Annotated in this window: 12 protein-coding genes and 1 pseudogene; 5 read left to right on the forward strand and 8 right to left on the reverse strand. The window is 74.3% G+C overall.

Features of this window, described 5'->3' with window-relative positions:
• Positions 1–56 precede the first annotated feature (56 nt).
• Both ACIRO3_RS07380 and ACIRO3_RS07385 read left to right on the forward strand, forming a co-directional pair.
• Positions 57–1295 (forward strand): FAD-dependent oxidoreductase, encoded by a 1239-nt coding sequence (locus ACIRO3_RS07380; protein WP_404133511.1) that lies wholly within the window; start codon positions 57–59, stop codon positions 1293–1295.
• A gap of 88 nt (positions 1296–1383) precedes the next feature.
• Positions 1384–1830 (forward strand): nitroreductase family deazaflavin-dependent oxidoreductase, encoded by a 447-nt coding sequence (locus ACIRO3_RS07385; RefSeq protein ID WP_404133514.1) that lies wholly within the window; start codon positions 1384–1386, stop codon positions 1828–1830.
• Between the two features lie 5 nt (positions 1831–1835).
• Here the strand turns inward: ACIRO3_RS07385 and ACIRO3_RS07390 are convergent, their stop codons facing one another.
• The 4 genes from ACIRO3_RS07390 to ACIRO3_RS07405 all read right to left on the reverse strand — a co-directional run bounded on the left by ACIRO3_RS07390 (position 1836) and on the right by ACIRO3_RS07405 (position 7337).
• A complete protein-coding gene (locus tag ACIRO3_RS07390) occupies positions 1836–3446 on the reverse strand; it encodes a phytoene desaturase family protein (RefSeq protein ID WP_404133517.1) in 1611 nt (536 codons plus the stop codon).
• Positions 3443–5512 (reverse strand): tetratricopeptide repeat protein, encoded by a 2070-nt coding sequence (locus tag ACIRO3_RS07395; protein ID WP_404133520.1) that lies wholly within the window; start codon positions 5510–5512, stop codon positions 3443–3445. Before ACIRO3_RS07395 ends, ACIRO3_RS07390 begins: the two co-directional genes overlap by 4 nt.
• Before the next feature lie 27 nt (positions 5513–5539).
• The gene (locus tag ACIRO3_RS07400; protein ID WP_404133523.1) at positions 5540–6430 is read right to left on the reverse strand and encodes an oxygenase MpaB family protein; all 891 of its coding nucleotides are present in this window, start codon (positions 6428–6430) and stop codon (positions 5540–5542) included.
• Positions 6431–6515: 85 nt separating this feature from the next.
• Positions 6516–7337 carry a helix-turn-helix transcriptional regulator gene (locus ACIRO3_RS07405; protein ID WP_365996795.1) on the reverse strand — a complete coding sequence of 274 codons (822 nt, stop codon included), beginning with the start codon at positions 7335–7337 and terminating at the stop codon, positions 6516–6518.
• 139 nt (positions 7338–7476) lie between these two features.
• Here ACIRO3_RS07405 and ACIRO3_RS07410 point away from each other — a divergent pair, with 139 nt between their 5' ends.
• Complete coding sequence (locus ACIRO3_RS07410; RefSeq protein ID WP_404133524.1) at positions 7477–8937, forward strand: MFS transporter; 1461 nt, start codon at positions 7477–7479, stop codon at positions 8935–8937.
• Between the two features lie 239 nt (positions 8938–9176).
• Positions 9177–9662 (forward strand): GNAT family N-acetyltransferase, encoded by a 486-nt coding sequence (locus tag ACIRO3_RS07415; RefSeq protein WP_404134110.1) that lies wholly within the window; start codon positions 9177–9179, stop codon positions 9660–9662.
• 88 nt (positions 9663–9750) lie between these two features.
• Here ACIRO3_RS07415 and ACIRO3_RS07420 read toward each other — a convergent pair whose 3' ends face one another.
• The 4 genes and pseudogenes from ACIRO3_RS07420 to ACIRO3_RS07435 all read right to left on the reverse strand — a co-directional run bounded on the left by ACIRO3_RS07420 (position 9751) and on the right by ACIRO3_RS07435 (position 13682).
• Positions 9751–10917, reverse strand: coding sequence for an acetylornithine transaminase (locus ACIRO3_RS07420; protein ID WP_404134113.1), 1167 nt, complete (start codon positions 10915–10917; stop codon positions 9751–9753).
• A 44-nt stretch (positions 10918–10961) separates the two neighbouring features.
• Complete coding sequence (gene argB / locus ACIRO3_RS07425) at positions 10962–11879, reverse strand: acetylglutamate kinase (protein WP_404133527.1); 918 nt, start codon at positions 11877–11879, stop codon at positions 10962–10964.
• A gap of 41 nt (positions 11880–11920) precedes the next feature.
• A pseudogene (locus tag ACIRO3_RS07430) lies at positions 11921–12790 on the reverse strand (bifunctional ornithine acetyltransferase/N-acetylglutamate synthase); the annotation flags it as partial.
• A 679-nt stretch (positions 12791–13469) separates the two neighbouring features.
• Positions 13470–13682 carry an MbtH family protein gene (locus tag ACIRO3_RS07435; RefSeq protein ID WP_361776838.1) on the reverse strand — a complete coding sequence of 71 codons (213 nt, stop codon included), beginning with the start codon at positions 13680–13682 and terminating at the stop codon, positions 13470–13472.
• 186 nt (positions 13683–13868) lie between these two features.
• Here ACIRO3_RS07435 and ACIRO3_RS07440 point away from each other — a divergent pair, with 186 nt between their 5' ends.
• The gene (locus ACIRO3_RS07440) at positions 13869–14981 is read left to right on the forward strand and encodes an alpha/beta fold hydrolase (RefSeq protein WP_404133530.1); all 1113 of its coding nucleotides are present in this window, start codon (positions 13869–13871) and stop codon (positions 14979–14981) included.
• The last annotated feature ends 21 nt before the right edge of the window (positions 14982–15002 follow it).

Consider the following 15002-nt stretch of genomic DNA (forward strand, 5'->3'; position numbering starts at 1 on the left):
AGTGAGGTCATGCCCTCTACACCTGTAGAGGGGCGAGGGACGGGAAGAGGTGTGCCATGGCGGACAGCGGGCGTCACGCGGTCGTGGTGGGTGCGGGAATCGGCGGGCTGACCGCGGCGGTGGCCCTGCACCGCCGGGGCTGGCGGGTCACCGTCTGCGAGCGCGCCCCCGGGCCGTCGGCCGTCGGCGCCGGCATCGTCCTGGCGCCCAACGCCCTGCGCGCCCTCGACGTCATCGGCTTCGACGCGGGTCGAGCCGCGGGCCGGAGCATCGCCGCGGCGATGGGCGTACGCCGACCCGACGGAAGGTGGCTGAGTCGCGCCGACACCGCCGCGATGGCGGCGCGGTACGGGCGACCCCCGCTCGCCGTGCACCGCGGGTCCCTGACCGCGGCCTTGGCGGCCGCCCTCCCCGCCGGCACGATCCGGTACGGGACCGGCGTCTCCTCCGTCGGGCAAACCGCCCCGAACGGGCCGCGGCGCGGGTGTGAACGGCCGGTCGTCCGCACCGCCGGCGGGGCGGAGCTGACCGCCGATCTCGTGGTCGCGGCCGACGGCATCCACAGCCCGACTCGCCGCCGGTACGTCCCGGACCATCCCGGACTGAGGTATAGCGGCGAAACCGCGTGGCGCACCGTGTTGGCCGCGGCGTCCGACGGCGGGCGACCCGTGGCGGAACCCGTCGCCGCCGAGACCTGGGGGCGCGGCGAGCGCTTCGGCACGGTCCCGCTCGCCGACGGTCGGGTCTACGTCTACGCCACCGCCGTGGCCCCCGAAGGGCACCGGCCGGCGGACGTCCGCGCGGAACTCCTGCGGCGCTTTCGTACCTGGCACGACCCGATCCCCGCGCTGCTGGAGCGGATGGACCCGGCGGCCGTGCTCCAGCACGACCTGTACGACCTGGCCGCCCCGCTCCCCCGCCACCACCTGGGCCGGCTGGTCTGGATCGGTGACGCCGCGCACGCGATGACGCCCAACCTCGGCCAGGGCGGCTGCCAGGCGATCGAGGACGCGGTGGTGCTCGCCCACCTGGTGGACGGGCCGGACGTCCCGACCGCCCTGGCCGCCTACGACGCGGCCCGCGGCGCCCGTACCGACGCCCTCCGGGTACGGGCCCGTCGCGCCGGACGGATCGCCGCCGTCACCAACCCGCTCGCGGTGGCGGCGCGCGACCTCGCCGTGCGCGCCACCCCGGCCCGCGTGGCCCGGCGGGCGCTGGACGACCTGTTCGACGGGTTCACCCTGCCGCAGCCGCCCGCGCCGGCGACCCCGTCGCATGCCCCGTTCGCGGCATGAAACCGTGCCCCGGGCTGTTGGGAGTCGTTGTTGAGGTTCGATCAGCGTTCGACGACCACCGTTCGACACCGAAGGCAGGAGCAGCCACATGAGCGACATCGACTGGGACCACCCCAAGGACCCCAAGCCCGGGTGGCAACGGGACCACGTCAAGCAGTACGTCGCGTCCCGCGGCGCCGAGGGCCGGTTCTGGAACGGCACCCAGACCCTCCTGCTCACCACGGTCGGCCGGGTCTCCGGCAATCCGGTGCGCACCCCTCTCATCTACGGCGAGGACCAGGGGCGTTACCTCGTCGTCGCGTCCAACGGCGGTGACACCGCGCACCCGCTCTGGTACCGGAACCTGAGCGCCCACCCCGAGGTGCGGATCCAGGTCGGCCCGAAGATCGTCCAGGGCGTCGCACGCACCGCGACGCCCGAGGAACGCGCCGGGTTGTGGCCGGTGATGGTCGGGCACTGGCCCGCGTACGACGAGTACCAGGCCAAGACGGACCGCGAGATCCCGATCGTGGTCATCGAGCCCGTCGCCCCGTAGCGGGGTCAGCGTCCCAGCACCGCCATCGCCGCGTTGTGGCCGGGCACCCCGCTGACCCCGCCGCCGCGCACGGCGCCGGCCCCGCACAGCAGCACGTTGGCGTGCGGGGTCTCCACGCCCCACCGCCCCGCCTCCCGGCCGTCCCCGTACGGCCAGGACAGGTCGCGGTGGAAGATGTGACCGCCGGGCAGGCGCAGTTCGCGTTCCAGGTCGAGCGGGGTCTTGGCCTCGATGCAGGGACGGCCGTCCTCGTCGAGGGCCAGGCACTCGGTGAGCGGCTCGGCCAGGTGCGCGTCGAGCTGCGCGAGGGTACCGGCCAACAGCACCTCGCGCGTGACCCGGTTGTCCTTCTCGAACAGCCGGGCCGGGGTGTGCAGACCGAACAGGGTGAGGGTCTGGTAGCCCTGCTCGACGAGGTCCCGCCCCAGGATCGTGGGATCGGTCAGCGAATGGCAGTAGATCTCCGAGGGCGGCACGGAGGGCAGTTCACCGCCGGCCGCCTCGGCGTGGGCCCGGGCGAGCTGCTCGTACCCCTCGGCGACGTGGAAGGTCCCCCCGAAGGCCTCGCGCGGGTCCACCGACGCGTCGCGCAGCCGGGGCAACCGGCGCAGCAGCATGTTGACCTTGAGTTGGGCCCCTTCCGCCGGCGGGTCGGCCGGGGGCTGCCCGAGGAGTTCCGCCAGCGCCCGCGGCGAGGCGTTGACGAGCACGGTCGTCGCGGCGACGGCTCCCTCCGCCGTCGCGGTCCGGTAGGTCACCTCGGCCGGCCCGACTCCGTCGGTGTCGATCCGCAGGGCCTCGTGGCCGGTGGCGATCTCGGCGCCGGCCGTCAGCGCGGCCTCGGCCAGGGCGTCGGTGAGCGCGCCCATGCCGCCGACGGGCACGTCCCAGTCCCCGGTCCCGCCGCCGATGACGTGGTAGAGGAAACAGCGGTTCTGCGCGAGCGAGGGGTCGTGGGCGTCCGCGAAGGTACCGATCAGTCCGTCGGTGAGCACCACGCCCCGGACGAGGTCGTCGGCGAAGTTCCGCTCGATCGCCAGGCCCAGCGGCTCCTCGAACAGCATCCGCCAGGCGGCGTCGTCGCCGACCCGGGTCCGCAGTTCCTCCCGGGTGGGGAGCGGCTCGGTCAGGGTCGGGAACACCGTGCGGGCGACCTCGGCCGTGGTCCCGTGGAAGGCGCGCCAGTTGTCGTACTCCCGGTCGGAGCCGGTCAGTCGTGCGAAGGACTCCCGGGTGCGGGCCTCGTCGCCGCCGACGAGCAGTCCGCCCGGCCGGCCGGCGCGCTCGACCGGGGTGTACGAGGAGATCGTGCGGCGCCGGACCTCGAAGCGCAGTCCCAGCTCGCGCACGATCTTCGCCGGAAGCAGGGAGACGAGGTAGGAGTAGCGCGAGAGCTTGGCGTCCACGCCCGCGAAGGGGCGCGTGGAGACGGCGGCGCCGCCGATGTGCCCCAGGCGTTCCAGGACCAGTACGGACTTGCCCGCGCGGGCCAGGTAGGCGGCGGCCACCAGGCCGTTGTGACCGCCGCCCACGATCACCGCGTCGTACACGGCCCGTCGTGGGCCCTGCCCGATGCCCTGCCCGTCGCCCTGCCGGAAGCCCGCGGAGGTGGTCATGGTTCTTGGTAGCACACCTGGCCGAGCCGCTCCAGGCAGTGTGCCTCGTCGGCGTGGGCGAGCGCGGTGTCGGGGTGGTCGTCGCCGAGGGAGCGTTCGCGGATGCCGGAGAGTTCCCGGTAGATGGGCAGTGCCTCGTCCCACCGGCCCAGCCGACCCAGCCCGACGGCGAGTTCGCGGCGGCTCACCAGGGTGTCCGGATGCTCGGCGCCGAGGGCCTCGGCGCGGGCCCCGCCCACCTCGCGGGCCTCGGCCACCGCCTCGTCCCAGCGCTCCAGCCTGCCCAGGTTGACGCCGAGGACGTGCCGGGCGCGCAGGGTCTCGGGGTCGGCCGCCCCGTAGGCGCGGGTACGGTCGCGGACCAGAACCCGCAGCACTTCGACGGCGTCCGCGGGACGTCCGGTGCGGCCCAGTGCGATGGCGACCTCGTAGCGGGCGGCGAGGGCGTCGGGGTGGTCGCGGCCGAGGACGCGCTCCCGTACGGCGGCGACTTGACGGAACGCGGCCAGCGCGTCATCCCAGCGGTCGAGGCGGCCCAGGGCGTAGGCGACCTCGTAGCGGGTGAGGAGCGTGTCGGCGTGCTCGGCGCCCAGCACCTCCGCCCGGTCGGCGGCGACCTCGGCGGCGATCCGGTGGGCGTCGACGTACCGGCCGAGGGCTCCCATGGCGCAGGCCAGGTTGTGGCGGCAGCGCAGGGTGTCGGGGTGGCGCGGGCCCATGGTGCGGGCGCGGGCGGCGAGCACCGCGCCGTAGACCTCGTACGCCTCGCGGTGGCGTCCGAGCCGGCCGAGTTCGTACGCCTCCTCCTGGCGGGCGGCGAGGGTGTCGGGGTGGTCGGGGCCGAGCGTGCGTGCCCGGCCGCGGGCCACGGCCGCGTACACGGCCAACGCCTCCTCGGGCCGGCCGGCGCGGCTGAGGGTGAAGGCGCGGGTGTGTCCGGCGGCCAGCGCGTCGGGATGGTCGGGGTCGCCCGGCTCGGGTGACGGGGCGCGCGGGAGTCCGTAGGCGGCGGTGAGCCGCGGGTCCGCGGCTGCGTCGGGCCGCACGATCGGCCGGGCCCCGTCGGCGCGGATCGCCGTCCAGGAACCGGTGAGCACGGCCCACTCCCCGCTCGCGGGGCGGGTGTCGAGGCCGGCCTTGCGTCCGGCGGTCATCCCGGCGGCCCACGCGGGCAGCGGGGCCGGGGCGCCCACCGGCCCGCCCGGGCCCAGCCGGGCCTCGACGAGCCGGCGGTGCAGGTGGCGGGCGTCGCCGGGGCGGTCCTCGGGTCGCTTGGCGAGCAGGTCGAGGACCAGTCGCTCGAAGTGTTCGGGCAGCTCGGGGCGGTGCTCGCGCAGCGGGACGGGGATCGTGTCACGGTGCCCGACCAGTACGGACCAGGAGTCGCCGAGGTCGAAGGGCGGGGCGCCGGTGGCGATCTCGTACAGGACGCAGCCGAGGGAGTAGAGGTCGCTGCGGTGGTCGACCTCACCGCCCGCGATCTGCTCGGGGGACATGTAGTGGGGGGTGCCCATCGCCATGCCGCCGCCGGTGAGCTTGGCGGTGAAGCCGATGTCGTGGGCGAGGCGGGCGATGCCGAAGTCACAGATCTTCACCGTGCCGTCGGTGAGGCGCATGATGTTGGCGGGCTTCAGGTCGCGGTGGACCACGCCCTGGTCGTGCGTGTAGCCGAGGGCCGCCGCCATCTGCTCCGCGACGTCGACGACCACGTCGACGGGGAGCGGACGGGACTCGTTGTCCTCCAGCAGCTGGCTGAGGTTGCGCCCTTCCAGGAGTTCCATGACGAGGTAGAGGGGCCCGCCGGCGGCGCTGTCGTCGCCGAAGTCGTGGACGACCGTCACCCCGCGGTGCTGGAGGGAGGCCGCCACGCGCGCCTCGCGGCGGAAGCGCTCGCGCAGCACCTGGGTGAAGTGGCCGTCCTGCTCGGGCCCCATGGGCTTGAGGCATTTGACCGCGACCTGCCGCCCCAGCGACTCGTCCCGGGCCCGCCAGACCTCGCCCATGCCACCGCGACCGATGAGGTCGAGCGACCGGTACCGGCCTTGGATCAGTCTGGACTCCGCCATGTCTTGAAGCCGCCCCCGTGTGTCGTGCTACGCCCTCCCCGGCCGGTCCAGTATGGCCGCTGATGTACGCAGTGTGTACGCCGAGGGCCGGCTGTCGGAGCCCATGCGGCGCATCGCTTTCAAGATGTGACCTGGTGGCAGTTGCCAACGCAGACCTGCGGGAATGCCGCGCAGGACGCGTCCGGTGAGACGCAGGTGACGGGTGACGACTCGTGGGGCGGGGGCGGGCCTGCCGTAGAGCCGGTGCGCGTACCCGGGGAGCGATCCGTAGGCGAGCCCGGCCACGGGGCGCCACAGCAGGTTTCGGCCAGGCACGAGGAGGGGATGGACGGGCGGGCCCCGCAGGAAGTCGTCCACGGCGTGCGCGTCGGGACCGGCCGCGAGTTCCGGCCGGATCCGCTCGAAGTAGCCGGCGAGGGCGGCGGTGTCGGCGGGGACCCCGGCCGGGTCCAATCCGACGAGGCGGGCGTTGACGCGGTTCTCGTCCACGTAACGGTCGGCCTGCTCGGGTGTGAGGGGAAAGCCCGAACGGCGCAGGACGTGCAGGAAACTGTCGATCTGCGCGCAGTGCACCCAGAGCAGCAGTGCCGGGTCGTCCACGGGGACCCGCTCGCCGGTGGCGGGGTCCGTGGCGGACAGCTTCCGGTGGATCCCGCGCACGTGGGCGCCGGCGTGTTCCGCGGCCTCGGTGGTGCCGTAGGTGAGGGTGCCGACGAAATCGGCGGTGCGCAGCAGCCGGCCCCACGCGTCCCGCCGGAAGTCTCTGTTCTCCATGACCCCGCGGACCGCGAGGGGGTGCAGGGCCTGCAGGTAGAGGGCGCGGATCCCGGCGATCCACATCATCGGGTCGCCGTGACACTGCCAGGTGACGGACCCGGGGCCGTACAGCCCGGGGTCGGGTGCGCCGCTCGTCGCCATCTCGACACCTCCGCCGCTCGTCGTGCGCGAGAGTCTCCTCGTGGAACGTCCGTCCGCACCATGGGACGCGGGCCCCGGCGGGGGCTCAGCCCGCGAGCGGGTACAGGACCCCCCGCCGGCCCTCCGGAGACGTCAGCCAGTCCAGTTTCTCCGCCGTGGCCGCCTCCGGCAACGGGGTGTGCAGCACGATCCCCAGGTCGGGGCGGGCCGGCACGCGCAGTTGGGTCGACTCGAAGAAGAGCGCGCCCACGATCGGGTGCTCGATCTCCTTGCGGAGCAGGCCGCCGGGCCGGACGTCCCGCCGTTCCCACAGCGCGGTGAACTCGGGGCTGGCCTCCTTGGCCTCCTCGACGACCGAGCGGAATCCCTCGTCGTCGGGGCACTCCGAGCACGCCGCCCGGAACTGGGCGACGACGTGGCAGGCGACCTCCTCCCAGTGCTTGGAGCGGGCCCGGTAGAGGGGGTCGGTGAAGAAGGCGATCAGACAGTTCTGCACGATCTCCGGGCGCATGCCGAGCACCAGGGCGGCCGCGTCGTTGTACATCACCGTGTTCCAGTAGACGTCCATGATGTGCGCGGGGAACGGCATCCACGCGTCGATCAGCCGCTTCAGCCCGTGGCACATGTCCCGGTCGGCCGCGGCCACTTCGAGGACGGGCGGATTGAGCCCGGCCAGCACGTAGAGGTGCCGGCGTTCGGCGCTGGTCAGCTTGAGGACGCGGGCCACCGCGTCGAGGACCTGGGGCGACACCGTGATGTCACGGCCCTGCTCCAGCCACTGGTACCAGGAGACCCCGACCCCGGCGAGGACGGCGACCTCCTCCCTGCGCAGCCCGGGGGTGCGGCGGCGGGCCCCGCCGTCCGGCAGTCCGGCCACCGCCGGGGTGATCCGGGCCCGCCGGCTCATCAGGAACTCGCGCAGCTCGGAACGGCGGTGCTTGTCGAACGGTGTGGCCACGGACTCCCCCTGTCGGCACCCTGGTGGTGCCACCAACAGGATAAGTTCCCACTCTCCACGGGCATTCCCGGGCGGCGAGGGTGTGGTCATGGCTATCGACACACACACCACACTCACCGGGCCGCCGTCGGCGACCGAGGGGGGTGACCGGCTCACCGGCCGGGCCAAGCTCGTCCTCTTCGTGCTGTGCGCCGCCCAGTTCATGGTGGCGCTCGACTTCTCCGTACTGAACGTCGCCCTGCCGGTGCTCGGCAAGGACCTGGGTCTGAGCCAGTCGGCCCTGCAATGGGCGGTCACCGCCTTCGCGTTGCCCTCCGGGGGCTTCCTGCTGCTCTTCGGCCGGGTCGCCGACCTCCACGGACGCAAGCGGCTCTTCCTCACCGGGCTCGCGCTGTTCGGCGCCGCCTCCCTGCTCACCGCCCTCGCCTGGGACCCGGCGTCCTTCCTGACCGGCCGCTTGCTCCAGGGCCTCGGCGCGGCGGTCATCGTGCCGACGGGCATGTCCTTGCTGACGACGACCTTCCCGGAGGGCCCGCTGCGCGACAAGGCGCTCGGCATCTCCGGAACCCTGCTGTCGCTCGGGTTCACGGTCGGCATGGTCCTCGGTGGCGTCATGACCGACACGTTGGGCTGGCGCTCCACGATGGGGCTGCTCGCCGCCGCGTCGGTGGTCGTGCTCGCCGTCGCCCCGCGCCTGCTGCCCGAGTCCCGCACCTCCGAGCGGCCGCGGCTGGACGTGCCGGGCGCGGTCACGGTCACCGGCGGGCTGCTCGCGCTGATCTACGCCCTCTCCACGGCCGCCCAGCGCGGTTTCCACGGCGCGGACGTCTGGGTGACGCTGGTCGCCGGTCCGGTCCTGCTGCTCGCGTTCGTCGTGGTGGAGTCCAGGTCGTCGGCCCCGCTCGTCTCCCTGCCGATGCTCAGGCGGCGCACGGTGGCCTGGGGCAACTTCGGTGGCCTGGTGACCTTCTCGATGATGTCCACGGTCGTCTTCGTGCTGACCCTGTACCTCCAGGAGACCCTGCACCTGTCGGCGTTCCTGACGGGTCTGGTGTTCGGGGTCCAGGGCGTCGCGTCGGCGGTCGCCGGCTCGTACGCGTCCCGGGTCATCGGCCGGTTCGGCGCCCGCCGCACCCTGATCGGCTCCCTGTTGGGGCAGGGCCTGTTCACCGCGGCGCTGCTCGCCCTGGGCACGGGGTCGGGCGCGCTGCTGGCGACGGTCGCCGTGTCGCTGGCCAGCATGTGCCACCTCGGCGCGATCATCTCGTACGGGGTGACCGTGACGAGCGGCGTACGCGACGAGGAACAGGGCCTGGCCACCGGCCTGGTCACCACCACCCAGCAGGTCGGCATCACCATCGGGATCCCGCTGCTCGGTGTCCTCGCCACCACGGGCCCCTCGCTCTTCGACGGGACCCGGTTGGTGCTCGCGATCGACGCGGCGATCGTCGTCGCGGCGGCGGCCTTGGTGGCGTTGGGCATGGGGCGGGGCGCGAAGGCCGCCGGGGGCGCCGCGGCCCGGCCGGGTCCGGCCGGACCCGCCGCGTGAACCACGCACGGAGCCGGAGGGGACGGACCGGCTCGGCCGACCGTCCCCTCCGGCCGTCGGCCCGGGTCGGCTTGGCTCAATCGCCCGGGTAAGGCTAACCTTACTTAGACCGTTCCGCCGGGGGTCCGCGACGATCCGGCGTCCTGGACGCCGTCCGGAGACCCCCGAACCGCGCACGGCGGAACCGAGGAAGGAACACCTTGACCACGGCCACGCTGCCCACCGCCGCGCTCGCCACGCTGTCGCCCCGCACCACCGCCAACCGGTGGTACGACGCCCCCGAGTTCTCGGTACGGCCGGCGCGCCAGGACGAGGGCCCCGAACTCGCCGCCCTCTCGCGGCCGTTCGTCCGCGCGGGGGCGCTCCGCGAGCGTCCCCTCTCCCTCTACCTCTCGCGGGCCTGCGACTTCCTCGTCGCCCAGGCCCCCGACGGAACCCTCGAAGGCTGCCTCGGGCTGCGTGAACACCCCGCCGCCGGCGTGCTGTACAACTTCTGCGTCGCGGGCCACCGGCAGGGCACGGGCATGGGTGCCCGCCTGCTGCTCGCGGCGTTCGCCAAGGCGCGCGGTCGCTCGCTGACGACGCTGTTCACGGCGACGACCGGCAGCGGCGGCCTGTTCCTGCGGCACGGCTTCGCCCCGACCCACCCGAGCCTGGCGCCGACCGCCTGGGCACGGTCACTGGACCCCGGGCGCAACGCTCGCGTCCTGTCCCGCGCCCTGTAGACGGCGAGGGGGCGGGCCCGCGAGGGACCCGCCCCGAGCCGTACCACCCGCGCCCGGACTCCGGGGCGGCGACGGTGCGCGGCGGACGTCAGGACCCGGCGCGCGCCGCGTCGCCGCTGTCGTGGGCGGCGGCGAGGATCGCGGGCAACGCCGCCACCAGGGCGTCGGCCTGACCCTCGGGCAGCGTCAGGGCGGGCGCCAGCCGTACGACGCCCGGGCCCGCCGCGTTCACGAGGAACCCGGCGTCCTGCGCCGCCCGTTGGACCCGTGCGGCGACCGGCTCGGCGAGGACGATGCCCAAGAGCAGCCCCGTTCCCCGCACTTCCCGGACCACGGGGTGACCCAGTGCCGTGATGCCGCGCCCGAGCCGCTCGCCCACCCGTACGGCGTGGTCGAGCAGCCCCTCCTTCTCGATGGTGTCCAGGACGGCGAGCCCGGCCGCGCACGCGATCGGGTTGCCGCCGAAGGTGGAACCGTGCTGACCGGGGGTCAGCAGCTCGGCGGCGGGGCCGAAGGCGACCGTGGCACCGATCGGCAGACCGCCGCCCAGGCCCTTCGCCAGGGTGATCACGTCCGGCTCCGCTCCCGGCTCGGCCTGGTGCGCGAACCAGTGGCCGGTGCGGCCGATCCCGGTCTGTACCTCGTCCAGGACGAGCAGGCTGCCCGCGGCCCGGGTGATCTCGCGGGCGGCCCGCAGGTAGCCCTCGGGCGGCAGGACGACCCCGGCCTCGCCCTGTACCGGTTCGAGGAAGACCGCCGCGGTGCGTTCCGTGACGGCCGCGCGGAGCGCCGCCGTGTCGCCGTGGCGGACGTGCGTGACCTCGGCGGCCAACGGCAGGAAGGGGTCCCGTTTGGACGGCTGGCCGGTGAGTGCCAACGCCCCCATGGTGCGCCCGTGGAACCCTCCCTCCGTCGCGACCAGGTGCGGGCGCCCGGTCCGGCGGGCGATCTTGAAGGCGGCTTCGACGGCCTCGGTGCCCGAGTTCGCGAAGAACACCCGGCCCGGCCTGCCCAGCAGGGCCAGCAGCCGTTCCGCCAGCGCGACGGGCGGTTGCGAGACGAACAGGTTCGACACGTGGCCGAGCCGGGCGACCTGGTCCTGGACGGCCGAGACCAGGGCCGGGTGGGCGTGCCCGAGGGCGTTGACGGCGATCCCGCCGGTGAAGTCCGTGTACGCGCGGCCGTCCTCGTCCCACACCGTGCTGCCCTCACCCCTGACGAGCGCCAGCGGGGGCGTGCCGTAGGTGTCCATCATCACCGCGCGCCAGCGTTCGGCCAGCGGGGTCGTGCCGTCGGCGGTCACGCGCCGTCCTCCTTGCCACCGGGCCCCTCGGGGCCGGGTCCGTCGTCCGGCACCACCGTGGTGCCGGGTCCCTCGTTGGTGAAGACGCCCCGCAGCAGCGCGTGGGGCACCCGGCCGTCGATCACGCGCGCCTTGGCGACGCCGTCGCGTACGGCGCGCAGGCAGCCCTCCATCTTCGGGAGCATGCCGCTCGCGAGCTGGGGCAGCAGTGCGTCGAGTTCGGTGGCCGTCAGGCGGTCGATCACCTCGGTGCTGTGCGGCCAGTCCGCGTACAGTCCCTCGACGTCGGTCATCACCACGAGCCGGTCGGCCCCGAGGGCCACGGCCAGTGCCGACGCCGCGAGGTCGGCGTTGACGTTGTAGACCTGACCGTCCTCGCCGCGCGCGACGGGTGAGACGACGGGGATGCGGCCCTGCTCCAGCAGTGCGGCTATCGTCGCGGCCTCCACGGCCACCACGTCGCCGACCAGGCCGATGTCCACCGGCCTGCCGTCCACCCAGGCCGGTCGTCGCACGGCGGTCATGGTGTGCGCGTCCTCGCCCGACAGGCCCACGGCGAAGGGCCCGTGGGCGTTGATGGCTCCGACCAGCTCGCGCTGGACCTGGCCCGTGAGCACCATGCGCACCACGTCCATCGTCTCCGGAGTGGTCACCCGCAGCCCGGCCTCGAAGCGCACCTCCAGGCCGAGGCGGTCGAGCAGCGCGCTGATCTGGGGGCCGCCGCCGTGTACGACGACGGGCCGCAGGCCCGCGTGCCAGAGCTCCACCACGTCCTGGGCGAAGGTCCGGTGCAGGGACGGGTCCACCATGGCGTTGCCGCCGAACTTGACGACCACCGTCCGGCCCTGGAGTTCCTCCGGCCACGGCTGGTCCGGGCCGCTCGACACGGCGGTCGGGGTCTTCGTCTGCGTCATCTCCGCCCCGGTCACGAGCTGTAGGCGCTGTTCTCGTGGACGAGGACGTTGTTCCGGGCCACCGAGCGGCCCACCTCCACGGCGTCCGCCTCCGAGGCCGCGCCGACGACCGCCACCTCGATCTCCTTCGACGCGCCCTCGGCGTCCGCCACCAACTGGCGTGCCGGGTCGTGGCACACGGCGTGCGCCGCCGCGGTGAGGTCGGCGGGTTCCGGCGTGAGCCCCGGGGCGCCCGAGGCGAGCAGCAGCACGGTGTCGTTGGTGGACATGCAGCCGTCCGAGTCCACGCGGTCGTAGGTGGTGCGCACCGCCTCGCGCAGCGCCGTGTCGAGCACGTCGGCGTTCACGTCGGCGTCCGTGGTGACGACCGGCATGGTGGCGAGACCGGGGGCGAGCATGCCGGCGCCCTTCGCCATGCCTGCGACCGTCCAGCCGGCGCCGGCGGCGACCGCCGTCTTGTGGACCGAGTCCGTCGTCTTGATCGCGACGGCCGCCTCCGCGCCCCCCTCGGGCGACAGCCCGTCCGCGGCGGCGGCGATGCCGTCCGTCACCCGGTCCATCGGCAGCCGGATGCCGATCAGACCGGTGGAACACACCGCCACCTCGTCCGCGGTCACGTCCACGGCCCGCGCCGTGCGCTCGGCCATCGACCGTGCGTCTTCGCCGCCGCCGGGGCCCGTACAGGCGTTGGCGCCACCGGAGTTGAGGCCGACGGCCGAGATCCGCCCGTCGGCGAGGGCGCGGCGGGACCAGCGCACGGGCGCGGCCTGCACACGGTTGGAGGTGAAGACACCGGCGGCGGCGCGCGACGGTCCCCGGTTCACCACCAGGGCCAGGTCCGGGTCACCGGAGTCCTTGATGCCTGCGGTCACTCCGCTGGCGAGGAATCCCAGTGCGGCGGTCACGCTCACGGAGCCACTCCAATTGTGGGCAGGCCCGGCCGGATCGGCGGGCCGAGGGCAGTGTTCATGCGGTGCACCGCGCCATGCGCGGTGCCCGCGTCGGGTGGTCGATGGCGCACGGTCGAATCAGCCCGCTTAGCTTAGCCTAACCTAATGCGCTCGACCCCGAGCCGCGCGAACCTGTCAACCGCGCACGCTCGACCGCTCCTTGGGCATGCCGCAGCCGCCTCCCCCGAGACCTTCGAGCGGCCCCGCGAACCACGGCCGGGGGCGAGGAGACGGAAAGGCGGGAGGGCGGGAGGGCGGGGAGGCGGGGAAGGCGGGAGGGCGGGGAGGCGGGGAGGCGGGGAAGGCGGGAAGATCCGGCCCCTCGGGCCGAGAGGGTCGCGCCGGCGTCGACCGATGGCGGGGCGCGCCGCGAGGCCTGGTGGTCAGCGCCCGGCCGGGCACGACGCGTTGGCGATCGAGGGGCACACGTCGGGCGTCCCACCCGGGGGATCGGGGGCCGGCCCACATGGCGCGACCCCGCCGCCACCGCGATGTCCGCGGGCGGGCAGGGTCGGTGGGGGCGGCCCGGCGGAGCGGGGTCCGCCGGGCCGGGCCACGTCGCACCGTGCCGCGGAGTCGGCCCGACCGGCGAGGAGGCCGCCTCGACCCGGCAGTGCGGGCCGACTCCGGGCGGTCCCGGTCAGGCGTCGACGGCCGCCGCGAGGGACCGGGGGCGAAGGTCGGTCCAGCTGGACTCGATGAACTCCAGGCACGCGTCGCGGGTGGTCTCCTCAAGGGCGATCACCCACCCTCCGGGCGCCTCGGCGAAGGAGGGCCAGAGGGAGTGCTGACCCTCGTCGTTCACCAGGACCAGGAAACGGCCTTCGGCGTCATCGAACGGGTTGGTGCTCATGATGGGGGTTCCTCCTGGGGCCCGACGGGACCGGCCGGTGCCGTCGGGGCGCGTGCGGCGCGCAGCCCGGCAGCGGGCGCCGTGCCCGTGGGGAGATTCGGTCGAGAGTGAGGAGAGCTTGGCTTAGGTTAGGCTCGCCTAATTCCAAGCTTAACGTTTCCCCTTCCCCCTCACAAGGAGGCACCGATGCGTGCACACGAACAGGTCCGCGCCGAGGACGGCACGGAGGAACCCTTCGCCTCGTTCGGTCTGCACGGCACGCCCGGCACCGATGAGTTCTGGGCGGCCGCGACGCCCGCCTCCGTGCCGTTCGGCAAAGGCGGTTGGGTCACCCTGTTCCTGTGGCGCGGCAGCCCCGCGGTCATCGGGTTCGAAAGCTGGTCGGAGCCGGTGCCGTTGCTCCGGTGGCGCGACACGGACTGCTGGTACGCCGAGGTGCCCATGCCCGAACGGCTCCGGGTCACCTACCGGTTCCTCGCCGGTGACGCCTCGTACGCCGATCCGTTCAACCCCGTCGGCGCCGGCGGTGACCGGTCCATCGTCGCCACCCCGGACGCTCCCCCGCAGCCGCACTGGCCGGCCGTCGACGCCGCCGACGTGCTGCCCCTGCCCCGCACGCGGATCCGCTGGGCCGGTGGGCTGCTCGGCGGGCGGCGCACCGTTCGGGTCCATCCGGCGGGCGGCGGCGGGCCGGTGGTCCTGCTGCTCGACGGCGACGACTGGCTGTACCTGCACCCGGCCATGACCGCGTTCGACGCGGCCGTCGCCGCAGGCGACATGCCCCCGGTCACGCTGGTCTTCCTGCCGGCCAAGGACCGGCAGGCCGAGTTCGGTTGCCGGCCCGAGCTGTGGGAGGCGGTACGGGACGAACTGCTGCCCCTGGTGGCGGAGTGCGGTGTACCCGCCGACCTGGACCGGTTGGTGGTCGCCGGGCAGAGCCTCGGCGGGCTGAGCGCGATGTACGCGGCGACGGAGTTCCCGGAGTTGGTGTCCCGCGTCGCCTGCCAGTCGGGGTCGTTCTGGTGGACGCCGGAGGCCGCGGACCTGCCGGACCCCCTGGGCGGTCCGGTCGGCGGCGCCATCGCCGCGCGCCTGCGGGAGCGCCCCGCCCCGGCCGGGCTGCGGATCGCCTTCGATCTGGGGGAGCACGAGACGCGCATGCGTCCCCACTGCGAACTGGTCGAGACCCTGACGGCGGAGTCCGGTGCGACCGTGCGGGTGTCGCGCACGGCCGCGGGCCACGACCGGGCGGGCTGGCGCCAGGCCATGCTCCGGGATGTCGCCTGGGCGCTGGCCTGACGAGAACGGGGCCCGGGGGCC

Source organism: Streptomyces sp. NPDC102278 (genome assembly GCF_044766345.1).
GTDB lineage: Bacteria > Actinomycetota > Actinomycetes > Streptomycetales > Streptomycetaceae > Streptomyces.